Here is a 14619-nt window from a genome sequence, read left to right as displayed (position 1 = left end):
TAAGATAACTTTTTTAGCAAAGTCTTTAGGATTTCCAACTTCTGCTAAAATCCCAGTTTCTCCATCAACAATAACCTCAGCAATACCACCAGCATCTGCAGCAACTATTGGAACACGACACGCATATGATTCTAAAAGAACACCGCCAGTAGGTTCGTTGTTAGAGGTAAATAAGAATAGATCTAGTTCAGGTAATATCTCAGGGACGTCTCGTCTAAATCCAGTAAAAATAATGTGTTTGGCGATTCCTTTTTTATCTACGTAATTCCGAATGTCTTGTTCTAAACTACCTTTTCCAACAAGTATAAATTTTGCATTTATGTTGTGCTCCTTGATAAGAATTTCTGCCGTATCAATCCACGTGTAATGATCTTTAAAACCTGTAAATTCCGCAATATTTCCTATAAGTTTTTGGGATTTAGGAATATTAAATTCGTCATGCAATAAGCCGTTGGCCTTTTGCTTTTGAAATTTGTCAATATCAGTAACACTTCCAATTACCGTAAATCGACTGTGGTCTTTAACTGCAAATTTTAAAGATTCTACAACTGGTAGGGATACACAGATTATTTTCTTAATACCCTCGTAATTGTATTTCCATTTTCTGAAGACATTGGTATCTACGCGTTTAATTAAGGTTCTACATAAAACTAATGGTACTTTTAATCCAAAAATAAAGGCGGCTAGTACAGCTAAAGTATGTGCTTTACTGCTATGGATAAATATTACAGATGCCTTATTTTCCTGAGCTATTTTTTTGAATGTTTTAGCATAGGATAAACTGTATTCAGATTTGTATTCAAAAGGAATAACGTTCATGCCTTTTTCTGAAGCAACACGATTGATTTCAGAATCTACAGGGCAAACAATCCATTGGTCTTCAACATAACCTTCAGCTTCAAAGGCTTCATAGAGATAGATTATTTTTTGCTCATGACCACGCCAACCATTAGAGGCTGTAAATTGTATTAATCGCATGCGATATTCTTTAAAGTTGCTAATGTAAGTATTAAGCCTATTTAATTTTATATAATCCTAAGGCTTTTTTAAATTTCTTACTAGCTAACACATAGTTTACATAGAGTTTGTTTTTTAGACTTAAGAACCTCCATTTGTGATGCGGAATTAAGTCCGAAGTCACTTGTTTATCAATTTTCTCTGATACGATAAAGTCTTTTTTAATAGCATTCCAATCTACCTTATCATAACCATCAAATTCATTGACTTTATTCTTTTCGTGAATAATTGACATCCATAATCGCCTATTGGCAATTTCAATACGACGTGATTCTTTTTTCCACATATTGTGATCACTAAACCAAACTGTTTTAGGAGAATCATTTTTCTCAATCAGACTGATAAAAGGATTAAAAATATGCTCTTTTTTTCCAAGCATTATATGAGGTGATATTTGAAGAGAGTAACCTTTTAAAATATCAATAGCCATGAATTCTTGGTGATTAAACTGAGACTGAATGGTTGCAATATAATCCTTATGAATACAATCGTCATTATCAATTCTAGATGTAATGAGGTATTCAGAGTTTTCACTGCTACCATTTATATAGGTCTTTATTGAAGAATGAAATTCTTCCATTCCATTAATATAGAACGTCCTAAAGTGAGAATACGGTTGTAATAATTCCTCAACTATTTTTTTGAAATCCTCATCAGTAGTGATATCAAAAAAGAGTAACCATTGAAAATTGGTGTTCGTTTGACTTGACACAGAAGGCAAGCAATAATTGCTAAATAATTCAATACGATGGGTCATCCATTCTCTCGTCAATAAAGACTCGTTGTTTTTGGTGACGTTCCAATTTTTATTTTTTAAATTAAATCTGGTTATTAGATAGTGTTTAAACATTAGGTCGTATTGAGAGCACAAATTTAAAGAATTAAATACCTACTTTTGCAGCTTATGACAAGAACTCATGGCTGAAAAGGTTATTATACATAAAAACTCTTCTTTAAAAACTAAAGCAGTAAAAGAGGCTTTAGATAGGTTTAATAATGAGGGAGAATTGATTGGTACTGGCTACCGAAATGTCATAAAAGTCTTAGAAGTTGATGGTGTTAAGTATAATATTAAGGCCTTTAAGGTACCTAATGTTATTAATAAAATTGTTTATCGATTTTTTAGAAAAAGTAAAGCGGAACGTTCGTTTCTCTATGCTGAAAAATTATTATATAACGGTATTCTTACACCAAGTCCTGAGGCTTATGTCGAGTGCTTTTCATTATTTGTATTTGGGAAAAGCTATTACATCAGTAAACAACTTGATTATGATTTTACGATACGTAAATTAATTGACCAACCGCAGTGCGAAGATTATGATTCCATCTTAAGGCAGTTCACCCAGTTTACCTTTCTATTACATGAAAAAGGGATTCATTTTTTAGATCACTCCCCAGGAAACACTTTAATAAAAAAAGAGAATGATGGGTATAAATTCTATTTAGTAGATCTCAACCGAATGGAATTTAAAACTTTAAGTGATGATGAACGATATGCTAATTTTGCCCGTTTATCACCCAAGGATTATATGTTAGATATCATAAGCGAAGAATATGCAAAGTTGATTAACCGACCTCATAATGAGGTTCGAGAGCGTATGTATTATTTTTCGGAAAAGTTCTCTTCTGGTTTCAAAAGAAAAGAAGCTTTTAAAAAGAAGTATTACTTCTGGAGAAGTAAGAAAAACTAGGTTTTATTCTTGTAAAGCTGTCTCAGTTTTTTATACTTAAGGTAGGTGATTTTCCACGTTTGGTAACAAATTCTAAAGCCATTTTTGCCATCTAAAAATCCTAATCTAAGGATATAGGCTTTGAAGAATGCCCATGTAGGATTCCAAATAATATTTAGAGCTGAAGCGCCTTTACCTTTGCTGTAATAAGCCTCTGCCGCAATAGTTGAAAAATATTCTGATTTCTGATCCATTTCCTCATAGGTCTGATAAGTCCAATGTAAAATATCACCTTTAAGATATCCAACTTTGGATTTGGCATCTAACAATTGAACATTATCATGAGGATTAATTCCTCTCCATTCGGCTTTGGTTTTATCAAAAACTCGTAATTTTTTATTAGGATACCAATCCGAATGTTTTATCCATTGTCCGCAAAAATTATTGAAACGTTTGGCATAATAACCATCAAATTCCCAAGTTGATTTTAGATTTAAGAGCGACTTTTGCAATTCTTCGGATAAAGCTTCATCCCCATCTAAAGAAACTACGTGATTATATTTTACTTGGTCTAGTGCAAAATTTTTTTGCTCAATATATCCGAGAAATTCTTGTTCTATAAATCTAACGTCGAATTTTTCGCAAATAGATTTTGTACTATCTGTAGAATGGGAATCGATGACGACGATTTCATCTACAACAGGTACTAAAGATTGTAAACACCTTTCAATATTTCGTTCTTCGTTGAAGGTTATTATTACACCAGATAGTTTTAACATAGTCCCATTTTAACAGTTGTAAAAATAGTATTTTTGTACTTATGCAAATACCACTTAAGGCCACTGTAATTATAAGTACTTATAACCAACCTGATTGGTTAAAATTGGTCTTGCATAGTTATACTTTACAAACGGAGGGGAATTTTGAAATTATTATTGCAGATGACGGATCTGATGAGTCTACTAATACAGTTATTCATGAATTTTCTAAATCATATAAAATGCCGATAAATCATATATGGCAGGAGGATAATGGATTTCAGAAGACTAAAATTTTGAATAAGGCTATACTCGCAAGTCAAAGCGATTATCTCATTTTTACGGACGGTGATTGTATTGCTCGTAAGGATTTTGTTGAAACGCATTTGACATTAAAAAAATCGAAACATGTCCTTTCAGGTGGTTACTTTAAGCTTACAGAAAAAATTTCCAATGCCATTACTCCGGAAATAGTTACCAAACAAAAGTGTTTTGATAAAATTTGGTTGTTGGCAAAAGGTCAGCCAAAATCGTTCAAGCTAAATAAGCTGACTAGATCAAAGTTTAAAGCAAAGTTATTAAACACATTAACGCCAACTAAGGCCACGTTTGATGGTATGAATGTCTCATGTTTTAAAGAGGATGTTTTAGCAGTTAAGGGTTTTGATGAACGTATGCAATATGGAGGTGAGGATCGAGAGATTGGTGAACGTATGATGAATAATGGTATTACTTTTTTGCAGGTAAGGTATAGTGCTATTTGCGTACATTTGCATCATGAGAGGCCTTATAAGAATGAAGAGGCAGAATCCTTAAATCGTAAGATTAGGAAATCGACTAAAAACAACAGAAAAACCTATACCAATTTTGGTATCAAGACCTAAATTATGGCATTACCAAAAATCACAGTAATAATTGCTACTTATAATAAAACCGATTGGTTAGAGAAGGTGCTCTATGGTTATAGTATTCAAACGTATAAAGACTTTGATATTATCATAGCAGATGACGGATCAACAAATGAAACCAAAGCGTTAATTGACAAGTTCAAAGTAAACTATCCAGTTAAAATCACACATGCTTGGCATGAAGATAAAGGCTATCGACGTCAGAAAATTTTAAATGAAGCCATTGTTATGGCTAAAAATGAATACATCCTGTTTACCGATGGCGATTGTATTCCAAGAGAGGATTTTGTGGAAACCCATGCCATGCATGCAGAAAGCGGTTATTTCTTATCAGGTGGATATTGTAAACTTCCTATGGATATCAGTGAGACTATAGTGGAAGATGATATTAAATCAAAACGTTGTTTTGAGGTAAAGTGGCTAAAAGAACAAGGTGAATTAAGTGGAAAGAATAAGTTAAAGCTCTCTGCAAAAAATGGTTTTGCCAACATTTTAGATTTATTGACTCCAACAGGTGCTACCTTCAATAATTGTAACTCTTCTGCTTGGAAATCGGATCTTATTGCCATTAATGGTTATGATGAGCGTATGCAGTATGGTGGTCCAGATAGAGAGTTAGGTGAACGACTCATTAATAATGGTATTAAGACAAAGCAAATTCGTTATAAGGCCATTTGTTTACATTTGGATCATGCACGTGGGTATAAGACTCAAGAATCTTTAGACCGAAATTTAGCGATCAGAGCTAAGGTAAAAAAGGAAAATCTTAAATGGACCGAATACGGCATTATAAAAGGTTAGTTCTAATGAACCCTTAAGAATTGCTCTAATGGTGCTTTAAATAAATCCGGTCTCAATTCCATATAAAGCTCCTGGGCTTTTGATTTAAGTTCTTTTGGATGATCTATACCTTTATACGGGGTGTCTAAGTAATCTTTTAGATGCACTGACACATGCTTTTTGTCATCATCAAACATATTCCATGCTTCCTTTTTAATCCAAGGGGAGAAAATAGTAAATGTTGGAATATCTAGTGCTTTGGCCATATTTATTGCCCCGCCTTCATTTCCGATTAACGCTTTGCAAAAATGCGTTAAGGCCAAAAAATCTCTTAAACTCTTTCCAAAGATGTTAAAATAAATTTGTTTCTGGGTTTTTAGGCTACATAAATCATAGATTGCTTTAGCATCACTTTCTTGTTTAGGGATATAATTAAATAGTATTTGACAATCTTTTTGTTCATTGACGATAAGATCTATAACCTGAGCCATGTAAGCATGCGGATAGGTTTTATTGTGACCACTTCCTAAAACACCAATCATAAATATTGGTTTATTAAGATCTAAATTTTGAGCTTCTAAATATTGCTTTGCAGACGTCTTTTCTGAGTCTGTGAGATAAATTTTAGGTTTGATACTATTACTATTAATATTTAAAGGCTGCAACAATTGCAATCTGTTTTCAATGGCTAATCCAGCATTCGTTTCCGGTTTTAATTTATGTTTAAATCTGTGATTATAAATTAATACATTATACCCTTTGTCAATAGAAATTTTTGTCTTCGCTTTTGATCTCAATGCAATAATATTGCTCGATAATTTGGAATAGACATCAATAACTACATCATAGTTTTCTCGACGCAATTGGTTGGCAAATTTCAACAGTTTATACTTACTCTTTTCGTGCTTAGGTGTAAAAAATTGAAATTTATCAATATTAGGATTTTGCTCTACTACAGGGTAGGTGTGAGAATTGATTACATAGTGCAATTCTGCTTGTGGATAATGGTGTTTCAAAGCTTCAAATAAAACACTTGTGGCCAAAACATCACCAATCATTTTTTGCTGTATGATTAAAACCTTCATTTATACAGCAACATCATATTCTCGAAGAGCATCGTTCAAAGACGTTTTTTTATCAGTACTTTCTTTTCGCTTTCCAATAATTAAGGCACACGGCACTTGAAATTCTCCTGCAGCAAAGGTTTTTGTATAACTTCCAGGAATCACTACAGACCTTGCTGGTACACGACCTTTCATTTCTATTGGCTTATCACCAGTTACGTCAATGATTTTAGTGCTCATAGTTAATACAACATTGGCTCCAAGTACGGCTTCTTTTTCTACATGTACTCCCTCCACAACAATGCAACGACTACCAATAAAAGCACCATCCTCTATAATTACAGGAGCAGCTTGTAAAGGTTCAAGAACTCCACCAATACCAACTCCACCAGAGAGGTGTACATTCTTTCCAATTTGTGCACAGCTTCCAACTGTCGCCCAAGTATCGACCATAGTACCTTCATCTACGTAAGCACCAATATTAACATAACTTGGCATCATAATAACCCCTTTAGAGATATAAGCACCATGTCTTGCGACAGCGTGAGGTACAACTCTAATGCCTTTTTCTTTATAGTGTCGTTTTAATGGAATTTTATCATGGTATTCAAAAATACCAACCTCATGGGTTTCCATTTTTTGTATTGGAAAATATAAAACAACCGCCTTTTTTACCCATTCATTTACTTGCCAACCATCTGCAGTTGGTTCTGCAACTCTTAGGCTTCCCTCATCAATAAGGTCAATAACTTCTCTTATGGCACTAATAGTTTCTTCATATGTAAGTTGAGATCTGTCATCCCAAGCATTTTCTATAATCGATTGTAAGTCTTTCATCTGAGCTATTAAAATTTTACCCCAAAGATAAGCTGATAATAGGCTTCAAAAAATATTTTTAAAAAATTTGTGACCTTATAAAAATAGTGGTGTCTAATAAGTATTAAATGCGATGATAATTTATTCTGAATAAATTGATCTGAGAGTTTAATTAATAGCTAATTACGAAAACTCCTCTCCCCTTAATTTGAGGAGTTTTCTTTTTTTAGAACATATACCAATTGAATAATTGACGTTTTGTATAAGTATTTAATGTGATTTATTTGTAGAAGATGATAAAATCTACGATTTAATGGGTAGCCAATTTAAAAACGCTTCTTTTTTATCAGAAGCGTTTTTTATTGCACTATCTTTGCGGCACATGGGAAGATTAATAGCCATAGACTACGGTACTAAACGCACTGGCATAGCTGTTACTGATGAGCTGCAAATTATTGCATCTGGTCTTATCACAGTTGAAACTAAAGATTTAGTTACTTTTTTAAAAGAATATACTGCTGTTGAGACGGTTGAGAAGTTTGTAGTAGGGGAGCCAAAGCAGATGGATAATACTGCCTCTGAAAGTGAAATCTATATTCAAAAATTTCTTAAGGTTTTAGCCAAAGAATTTCCTCGAATTCCAATTGTTAGAGTAGATGAACGATTTACCTCTAAAATGGCATTTCAAACCATGATAGCTAGTGGATTAAATAAAAAGCAAAGACAGAATAAAGCCTTAATAGACGAAATCAGCGCAACGTTAATATTACAGAGTTACCTTTCTTCAAATTTTTAAATAAGAATCGTACTTTTGCACCCGAAATAAAACAGATTATGATACTACCAATTGTTGCATATGGGGATGCTGTTCTCAAAAAAAAGGCCAAGGAAATCACAAAAGATTATCCAAAGCTAGATGAGTTAATTGAGAATATGTACGAGACCATGTATGGTGCATATGGTGTTGGCTTAGCCGCTCCTCAAATAGGATTGCCTATTCGTTTGTTTTTAGTTGATACCGATCCCTTTTCTGAAGATGAAGACCTTTCAGACGAAGAAAGATCTAAACTTAAAGGATTTAAACAGACATTTATCAATGCCAAAATCATTGAAGAGGAAGGTGATGAATGGGCTTTTAATGAAGGCTGCTTGAGCATTCCAGATGTAAGGGAAGACGTTTTTAGAAAGCCAAATATCAAAGTCCAATATCAAGACGAAGATTTTAATACACATGTTGAAGAGTATGATGGTTTAATAGCAAGAGTTATTCAGCACGAATACGATCATATTGAAGGTGTATTGTTTACCGATAAACTATCTTCATTTAAAAAGCGTTTGATAAAAGGAAAATTGACCAATATTTCAAAAGGAAAAATTAAAATAGATTACAAAATGCGTTTTCCAGCAATGAGTAGAAAGCGTTAACACAAAGTATATGAGCTTAGATAAAATTTTAGCTATTTCAGGTAAGCCTGGATTATTCGAAATTGTAACACAAACTCGAACTGGAGCTGTTGTACAATCGTTAATCGACAAAAAGAGAATTACTGTTGGTGCGCACAGTAATATTAGTATTTTAAGTGAAATTGCCATTTACACCATAGCAGAAGAGGTGCCATTACGAGATGTGCTTAAAAAGGTTAAGGTAAAAGAAAAAGGGCAACCAACATCTGTTAGCCATAAAGATTCTAAGGATGCCTTAGAAGAGTACTTTTTTAATGTATTACCAGATTATGATGAAGATCGTGTATACCCTTCAGATATTAAAAAAGTCATTCAATGGTATAATTTACTTCAAAAGAATGGTCTTTTAGGTGCACTTGAAACCGAAGAAGAGGCTTCAGACGAAGAAGAATAAAATGTATAACAAATCCAATCAACTTAAAGCTTTTGAACGTTTGCTCATCATCATGGATGAGCTCAGGGAACAATGTCCATGGGATAAAAAGCAGACTATGGAATCCTTACGTCATTTAACCATTGAAGAGGTTTATGAGCTTGGTGATGCTATTCTTGATAAGGACTTAGATGAGGTTAAAAAAGAGCTTGGTGACGTTTTATTACACATTGTATTTTACTCAAAAATAGGTAGCGAAACGCAAAACTTTGATATTGCAGATGTGTGTCATAGCATATGTGATAAATTGGTAGAGCGTCATCCACATATTTATGGGGATGTAAAAGTTGAGAATGAAGAAGATGTAAAACGTAATTGGGAGGAACTTAAATTAAAGGAAGGTAAAAAAAGTGTGCTTGAGGGTGTGCCAAAAAGTTTACCAGCAATGGTAAAAGCTAATCGTATTCAAGATAAAGTTGCAGGAGTTGGTTTTGACTGGGAAAAACCTGAGCAAGTTTTTGAAAAAGTACAAGAGGAATTGGCGGAGTTAAAATCCGAAATAGCAAAATGCGATAAAGATGCCATTGAAGGTGAATTTGGCGATGTACTGTTTTCAATGATCAATTATGCACGTTTTTTAAAAGTTAATCCTGAGAATGCTTTAGAACGTACCAACAAAAAGTTTATGAAACGATTTCAGTATCTCGAAAGTAAATCTAGAGCTTTAAATAAACCTCTAAAAGATATGACTTTGGCCGAAATGGATGTCTTTTGGGAAGAGGCAAAATCTTTGTAGTGTTAAAGTTCTCTAAAATCTATAAACTAAACATCCAAATCTTTTTTACCCTCGTAAATACAATATAAAAACAAGACGTTTTTATAATCGTAGTAGAATCTTAATTATTAATAAGCGGTTGTAATTAAGGTTAATTTAGTTTAGTTAGGTCAAAGCTCAGCTGTTCGTCACAGCTGGGCTTTGATTTTTATGAGTGTGTGTTTAAAGTTGATTTAAGAATACATGCCACGAACCTTGATTAATTTGGCCTTCCAGGTATCTAATTCTTTTTTATGCCTAGCAATATTCTTATGCACATCCTTTACCAATGGATTATCAGAATCTACATTAGAAAAGAACTGGAGATTGTTTTCTAACTGCGTAATTTCAGATTGTACTTCTCCAATTCTTTTGCGTATAAAGTTTTGTTCGTTATCTAGTAATCTTGTGTCGTTTGTATCCTTACTTAGATTTTCAAGTTTACTCTCAAACTTTACCATATCTAATTTGGACTTATCCATTTTAAGCTTATCGAATGCTTCGTCAATGACCTTGTAGAACTTACTATCAATGTAGCGTTTATTTTGAGGAACATGACCAATGGTTTTCCAGGTTGCAATTTTAGATTTAAGGGTTTTAACATCAGCTTTAGTGTCTCCACTAAGTGTCATGGCTTTAATCTCCTCTAACATTTTCATCTTTTTATCAAAGGCATCATATAAGTGTTGATTTTCGGCTTTACGCTCTGCATGCATTCTGTCGAAATAGTGATTACAAGCATTTTTAAATTCTTTCCAAATTTTATCACTATCTCGTCTTGGAACATGTCCTATTTTTTTCCAATCACTTTGGATTTTTTTCATCAGTGGAGTAACAACTGCAAAATCCTCACTGTCTTTATTCGCCTCAGCAATCTTGATGAGCTCACGCTTCTTTTGCAGATTCTCGTACTGGTCCTTTTTGAGATCTTTATAAAATTTGTTTTTACCTCTATTAAAAGTTCTTACAGCATCTTTAAATTTTGCCCAAGTGGCCTCATTAACCTTAAGCGGTACTTTTCCAGCATTAAAGAATGCCTCTCTTAAAGCTTCAACTTCTTTAATTTTCTTTTGCCAGTATCCATGAGAATTGGATTGATCATTAGCTATGGCCTGAATTTGAGAAATAAGATGTTCTTTACGCTCCAAATTCTTTTCGTAAGCTTTGTCTAAGTCTGCGTAATAAGCTTGACGCTTGTCATGTATTGTTTTAGTAGCCTTGCTAAATCGTTCCCAAATTTCTTCACGATGTTCTTTGGCAACAGGACCCAATTCTTCCTTCCAAAGTTTATGCAGAACCTGCAATTCTCTAAATGTTCTATTAATGTTGTCGTCATTAGCAAGGGCCTCTGCCTGTTCAATAATTTTAAGCTTTTGCTCATAGTTGTGCTTAAAATCCATATCCCTCAAATCATTATTAAGGTGTAAAAAATCATAAAAACGTTCTACGTGATGGTGGTAGGTATTCCAAGCATTGTTGTATTTGTCTCTAGGTATTGGACCTGCATTTCTCCACTTTTCCTGTAACTCTTTGAAAGTTTTATACGTGGTCCCCATGTTTTCCTCAACTGATAACAAGCCTTTAATATCCTCTATTATTCCAAGTCTGTTCTCTAAGTTTTGCTTCAGATTATGCTCACGTTCTTTGTAATATACATTTATTGCTTGCTTATAATCTTTATAAAGTTGGTTAAAGAGTTTTTTGTTATCGTTGGTGTAGTAAAAGTCAATGGCATTGCCACCAGTATTTATAAACTCTTCCTTTTTTTCTTCCAGTAGTTGACCAAATTTAGCATTGAATTCTGTTTTGATTTGATTAACTTGCTTGGAAATAGTTTGAATCTTATGATGCTTTAAGAGTCGATTTAGCTCAGTTGCAAGGTCTTGCATAGACATAGCGTGGTAGTCTTTCTCCTCAACTTGATGACGTTCTGCGTTGGACTCGTCTTCAGCATCTTCAGCATTAGATGCTTCAATTTCTGCATGAACTTCAGCGTCAGCAGTTTCTGATTCAACTTCGGCTTCTTTTTGTTCTGATGGTTCTGAATTTTTAGATTCAGATTTAAGTACTTCTTCTGGAGTCGTAACATCAGTTTCTATTTCGTTTTTTCCATCTGCGTCGTGCAGGTTATCAATCTCAGACATGTGTCAAAATATTTTATAAGTTGTTAAAGATACTAACAACTCATTGAAATACAAAGGAAATAAGGGTTTGCTATACATTAGGACTTATTCCAAATCTTCCAAGATTTCTCCGCTTGAAGTTTAAGCATTTCAAGTCCATTAATAGTAGTTGCGCCTTTTATATCTCCACAACTTAAAAATTTTGTTTGTTCGGGATTATAGATTAGGTCGTATAAAATGTGCTTTTCAGTTATGGCATCATAAGGAATGTCGGGACATTGATTTACGTCAGGGAATGTTCCAATAGGTGTGCAATTGATGATTATATTATAAGAGGAAATTATATCTTCTGTTAAGTCTGTATATAAAAATTTCACACCTTCCTTTTCAGTGCGTGAGACATAATCGTATTGAATTTTTAACTTTTTTAGAGCGTAAGCAACTGCTTTAGAAGCACCACCAGTTCCTAATATTAACGCGCGCTTATGATGCTTGTTTAAATGTGGTTTTAGCGAATTTTTAAATCCGTAATAATCGGTGTTGTATCCAATTAATTTTTGGTATCTCGTTATTCGGATGGTATTAACGGCTCCAATCTTTCTAGCACGTTTGTTTAAACCATCTATTATTGGAATCACGTCTTCCTTGTAAGGAATGGTAACATTTAAACCTTTAAGGTTTGGTGTATTTTTAATAATACTATCTAACTCTTCAATGGTCGTTAAATCGAAATTCTCATAAGCGTATGGGAGATTTTCTTTTTTAAATTTATCAGCGAAATATCCTCTTGAGAAAGAGTAAGAGATATTTCTGCCTACCAATCCATATTTATGCTTTGTGTTGTCTTGTGCGTTGTCCATACCATTCCAATCCTAAAACTATGAGGATTCCTAGAACAATATAAGCAATTGCAATATAAGTCTGAGTGCTAGCTTCAGGGAAAAATCGCTGATAATTTTCAATGATCTGTTTACCAGAGGAATCCAGAATGAATCCACCGTCGTTGTTTAATTTATAAATGGTTTTTTTCCATGGCCAGACCACACCTAATGATCCCACAATAAAACCAGCAATTGTGGCAAGAGTTATGTTTTTATAATGCTTTAGAATGTAGTTTAGGATATGTGAAAACGTAACTAAGCCGGTTACAGATCCCAATGTAAATACACCTAGTACTTTTAGCATTCTAATTCTGATCCGGTCTTTTACAAATTCAAAGTTGCCAGAGAAAATATCAGTAATCGTGTCGTAAAGTACGTTTACAGAATCTACGAGAAGTAAAACATAGTTTCCTAGAAGAATGAGAATAAACGATCCGGAAAACCCAGGTAAGGTCATACCAGAAACACTGATAATGCCGCAGAAAAAGACAAACCACAGGTTGTCATTTTCCATTGCTGGATCTAGAAAGCTAATACCAATACCTATTGCTGTTCCTAATAATAATGCTGTTATGGTTTTTCTATTCCAAGCGTTGAAGTCTTTTGTGATGTAGTAAATCGAGCCTAAAATCATTCCAAAAAAGGTACTCCATACGTAGAGCTCATAGTTGACGATGAGATAGTCTAAAATTTTGGAAACACTGAAGTAACTGACAATCATTCCGAGGAATAAGAGCCCTAAGAATTTACCATTGATGTATCTGTAAAAACTTACAAAACGACCATTAAAAAGTAATTTGAAGGCTGTTTTATTAACACGTTGTAAAGAGTAAATAAATTCTTCGTAGAAACCCGCTACAAAGGCAACTACACCACCAGAAACTCCGGGAACTTTATTTGCAGCACCCATGGCAAGACCTTTAATGACCAAAAAACATCGATCTTTAAGTGTCCTTGTATTTTCCATTAGGCTTTGGTTTTTTCACTTCCGAGGCGTTCTAGAATGAGAATTGTGGTAAAACCAATAATCATAAAAACGAGTGCAATTAAAAGTTGATTATCTCCATCGTAAGCGACTGGTAATATACTTTTATCTAAGAGAGTAACTTCTTCTCCTTCCGAATTTATTCGTGTTTTTAGAATTTCTTTCCAAGGCCAGATTTTGTTTAATGAACCAATCATGAAACCTGTTAAAATTGCTAGAGTTAAATTCTTTTGGTGTTTAAACATCCAATTCAGTGCTTTTGAAAATACCTTTAAACCAATTACAGCACCAACACCTAGTAGTACAAATTTTAATAAGGCGTCTTTGAACATGTCCATGTTCCCTGTCATAAGTCCTTCTCTAAGATTATTAATGGTATCTATGGCTGTTTGATAAGCGCCAAGAATAAGTAAGATAAATGCTCCTGACACTCCTGGAAGAATCATGGCAATAATTGCAATAAAACCACAAAATAATAAATAATAAGGGCTTTCGGGAGAAGCAAATGGCTCTGCCAAGGTAATATAATACGATAAGATAGAAGTAACTACGATGGCAATTATAACTTTTATGGACCAGCCTTTAATTTGTTTGGCGATGTAAAGAATACTAGCTAACACCAAACCAAAAAAGAAAGACCAGAGCAATATCGGTTCATTGTGTAAAAGCCATTTAATTAATTTTGCGAGTGATAAAATACTAATAGCTATTCCCGAAAAAAGGGCTAATAAGAAAGAACCGTTAATAGATTTCCAAGCACTTTTGAATCCATCTTTTTTCCAGACTCTAAATACTCCGAGATTAACTTTATCGATGCTCTCAATAAGTTCCTCGTAAATTCCTGAAATAAATGCGATGGTGCCTCCAGAAACACCAGGAACAACATCTGCAGCTCCCATTGCTAAGCCTTTAAAGGCTATTATTAAGTAGTCTAATAAGCGTCTTTGCATCCCATTTTTTTAGAAG

16 protein-coding genes are annotated in these 14619 nt (G+C 33.8%); 7 read left to right on the top strand and 9 right to left on the bottom strand.

The window, feature by feature from the left end:
- Both HRU49_RS07870 and HRU49_RS07865 read right to left on the bottom strand, forming a co-directional pair.
- Positions 1–978, bottom strand: a 978-nt coding sequence (locus HRU49_RS07870) for a glycosyltransferase (RefSeq protein WP_296355885.1), incomplete at its 3' end; no start/stop codon positions are given.
- Positions 979–1015: 37 nt separating this feature from the next.
- A complete protein-coding gene (locus tag HRU49_RS07865; RefSeq protein ID WP_296355883.1) occupies positions 1016–1867 on the bottom strand; it encodes a glycosyltransferase in 852 nt (283 codons plus the stop codon).
- A gap of 67 nt (positions 1868–1934) precedes the next feature.
- On the opposite strand from HRU49_RS07865, the gene HRU49_RS07860 reads away from it, so the two are divergent.
- Positions 1935–2708: a Kdo domain containing protein gene (locus tag HRU49_RS07860; RefSeq protein WP_296355881.1), complete on the top strand. Its 774-nt coding sequence runs from the start codon at positions 1935–1937 to the stop codon at positions 2706–2708.
- On the opposite strand, the gene HRU49_RS07855 is transcribed toward HRU49_RS07860, so the two are convergent.
- Complete coding sequence (locus tag HRU49_RS07855) at positions 2705–3466, bottom strand: glycosyltransferase family 2 protein (RefSeq protein WP_296355880.1); 762 nt, start codon at positions 3464–3466, stop codon at positions 2705–2707. The genes HRU49_RS07860 and HRU49_RS07855 overlap by 4 nt on opposite strands.
- 41 nt (positions 3467–3507) lie before the next feature.
- Between HRU49_RS07855 and HRU49_RS07850 the strand changes: the two genes are divergently transcribed.
- Both HRU49_RS07850 and HRU49_RS07845 read left to right on the top strand, forming a co-directional pair.
- The gene (locus tag HRU49_RS07850) at positions 3508–4329 is read left to right on the top strand and encodes a glycosyltransferase family 2 protein (RefSeq protein ID WP_296355878.1); all 822 of its coding nucleotides are present in this window, start codon (positions 3508–3510) and stop codon (positions 4327–4329) included.
- 3 nt (positions 4330–4332) lie between these two features.
- A complete protein-coding gene (locus HRU49_RS07845) occupies positions 4333–5154 on the top strand; it encodes a glycosyltransferase family 2 protein (RefSeq protein WP_296355876.1) in 822 nt (273 codons plus the stop codon).
- A 2-nt stretch (positions 5155–5156) separates the two neighbouring features.
- On the opposite strand, the gene HRU49_RS07840 is transcribed toward HRU49_RS07845, so the two are convergent.
- Positions 5157–6218, bottom strand: coding sequence for a glycosyltransferase family 9 protein (locus HRU49_RS07840; protein WP_296355875.1), 1062 nt, complete (start codon positions 6216–6218; stop codon positions 5157–5159).
- The gene (locus HRU49_RS07835; RefSeq protein WP_296355873.1) at positions 6219–7034 is read right to left on the bottom strand and encodes a 2,3,4,5-tetrahydropyridine-2,6-dicarboxylate N-succinyltransferase; all 816 of its coding nucleotides are present in this window, start codon (positions 7032–7034) and stop codon (positions 6219–6221) included.
- 361 nt (positions 7035–7395) lie between these two features.
- Here HRU49_RS07835 and ruvX point away from each other — a divergent pair, with 361 nt between their 5' ends.
- The 4 genes from ruvX to mazG are packed head-to-tail and all read left to right on the top strand — an operon-like array spanning position 7396 to position 9646.
- Positions 7396–7809, top strand: a complete 414-nt coding sequence (gene ruvX / locus HRU49_RS07830) for a Holliday junction resolvase RuvX (protein ID WP_296355871.1) — start codon at positions 7396–7398, stop codon at positions 7807–7809.
- Positions 7810–7847: 38 nt separating this feature from the next.
- A complete protein-coding gene (gene def, locus HRU49_RS07825) occupies positions 7848–8438 on the top strand; it encodes a peptide deformylase (RefSeq protein WP_296355870.1) in 591 nt (196 codons plus the stop codon).
- A gap of 10 nt (positions 8439–8448) precedes the next feature.
- On the top strand, positions 8449–8871 hold the full coding sequence (locus HRU49_RS07820) for a DUF5606 domain-containing protein (RefSeq protein WP_296355868.1): 423 nt from the start codon (positions 8449–8451) through the stop codon (positions 8869–8871).
- A gap of 1 nt (position 8872) precedes the next feature.
- Positions 8873–9646 carry a nucleoside triphosphate pyrophosphohydrolase gene (mazG, locus tag HRU49_RS07815; RefSeq protein WP_296355866.1) on the top strand — a complete coding sequence of 258 codons (774 nt, stop codon included), beginning with the start codon at positions 8873–8875 and terminating at the stop codon, positions 9644–9646.
- Positions 9647–9858: 212 nt separating this feature from the next.
- On the opposite strand, the gene HRU49_RS07810 is transcribed toward mazG, so the two are convergent.
- From HRU49_RS07810 to HRU49_RS07795, 4 genes are all read right to left on the bottom strand, one after another.
- On the bottom strand, positions 9859–11808 hold the full coding sequence (locus HRU49_RS07810; RefSeq protein WP_296355864.1) for a DUF349 domain-containing protein: 1950 nt from the start codon (positions 11806–11808) through the stop codon (positions 9859–9861).
- 77 nt (positions 11809–11885) lie between these two features.
- Positions 11886–12647, bottom strand: a complete 762-nt coding sequence (locus HRU49_RS07805) for a shikimate dehydrogenase (protein WP_296355862.1) — start codon at positions 12645–12647, stop codon at positions 11886–11888.
- Positions 12616–13635, bottom strand: a complete 1020-nt coding sequence (locus tag HRU49_RS07800; RefSeq protein ID WP_296355860.1) for a DUF368 domain-containing protein — start codon at positions 13633–13635, stop codon at positions 12616–12618. The genes HRU49_RS07805 and HRU49_RS07800 overlap by 32 nt, the downstream gene beginning before the upstream one ends.
- The gene (locus HRU49_RS07795) at positions 13635–14603 is read right to left on the bottom strand and encodes a DUF368 domain-containing protein (protein WP_296355858.1); all 969 of its coding nucleotides are present in this window, start codon (positions 14601–14603) and stop codon (positions 13635–13637) included. The genes HRU49_RS07800 and HRU49_RS07795 overlap by 1 nt, the downstream gene beginning before the upstream one ends.
- Positions 14604–14619 lie beyond the last annotated feature (16 nt).

The sequence above is a fragment of the Winogradskyella sp. genome (genome assembly GCF_013213975.1).
Taxonomy (GTDB): Bacteria; Bacteroidota; Bacteroidia; order Flavobacteriales; family Flavobacteriaceae; genus Winogradskyella.
Note: the sequence above shows the minus strand (reverse complement) of the source record. Positions and strands in the feature narration are given on the sequence as shown.

Coding starts and splice junctions, on each gene's coding strand:
- HRU49_RS07855 (WP_296355880.1), bottom strand. CDS start 3,466: ATGTTAAAACTATCTGGTGTAATAATAACCTTCAACGAAGAACGAAAT.
- HRU49_RS07800 (WP_296355860.1), bottom strand. CDS start 13,635: ATGGAAAATACAAGGACACTTAAAGATCGATGTTTTTTGGTCATTAAA.
- HRU49_RS07810 (WP_296355864.1), bottom strand. CDS start 11,808: ATGTCTGAGATTGATAACCTGCACGACGCAGATGGAAAAAACGAAATA.
- HRU49_RS07835 (WP_296355873.1), bottom strand. CDS start 7,034: ATGAAAGACTTACAATCGATTATAGAAAATGCTTGGGATGACAGATCT.
- mazG (WP_296355866.1), top strand. CDS start 8,873: ATGTATAACAAATCCAATCAACTTAAAGCTTTTGAACGTTTGCTCATC.
- HRU49_RS07805 (WP_296355862.1), bottom strand. CDS start 12,647: ATGGACAACGCACAAGACAACACAAAGCATAAATATGGATTGGTAGGC.
- HRU49_RS07860 (WP_296355881.1), top strand. CDS start 1,935: ATGGCTGAAAAGGTTATTATACATAAAAACTCTTCTTTAAAAACTAAA.
- def (WP_296355870.1), top strand. CDS start 7,848: ATGATACTACCAATTGTTGCATATGGGGATGCTGTTCTCAAAAAAAAG.
- HRU49_RS07845 (WP_296355876.1), top strand. CDS start 4,333: ATGGCATTACCAAAAATCACAGTAATAATTGCTACTTATAATAAAACC.
- ruvX (WP_296355871.1), top strand. CDS start 7,396: ATGGGAAGATTAATAGCCATAGACTACGGTACTAAACGCACTGGCATA.
- HRU49_RS07795 (WP_296355858.1), bottom strand. CDS start 14,603: ATGCAAAGACGCTTATTAGACTACTTAATAATAGCCTTTAAAGGCTTA.
- HRU49_RS07820 (WP_296355868.1), top strand. CDS start 8,449: ATGAGCTTAGATAAAATTTTAGCTATTTCAGGTAAGCCTGGATTATTC.
- HRU49_RS07840 (WP_296355875.1), bottom strand. CDS start 6,218: ATGAAGGTTTTAATCATACAGCAAAAAATGATTGGTGATGTTTTGGCC.
- HRU49_RS07850 (WP_296355878.1), top strand. CDS start 3,508: ATGCAAATACCACTTAAGGCCACTGTAATTATAAGTACTTATAACCAA.
- HRU49_RS07865 (WP_296355883.1), bottom strand. CDS start 1,867: ATGTTTAAACACTATCTAATAACCAGATTTAATTTAAAAAATAAAAAT.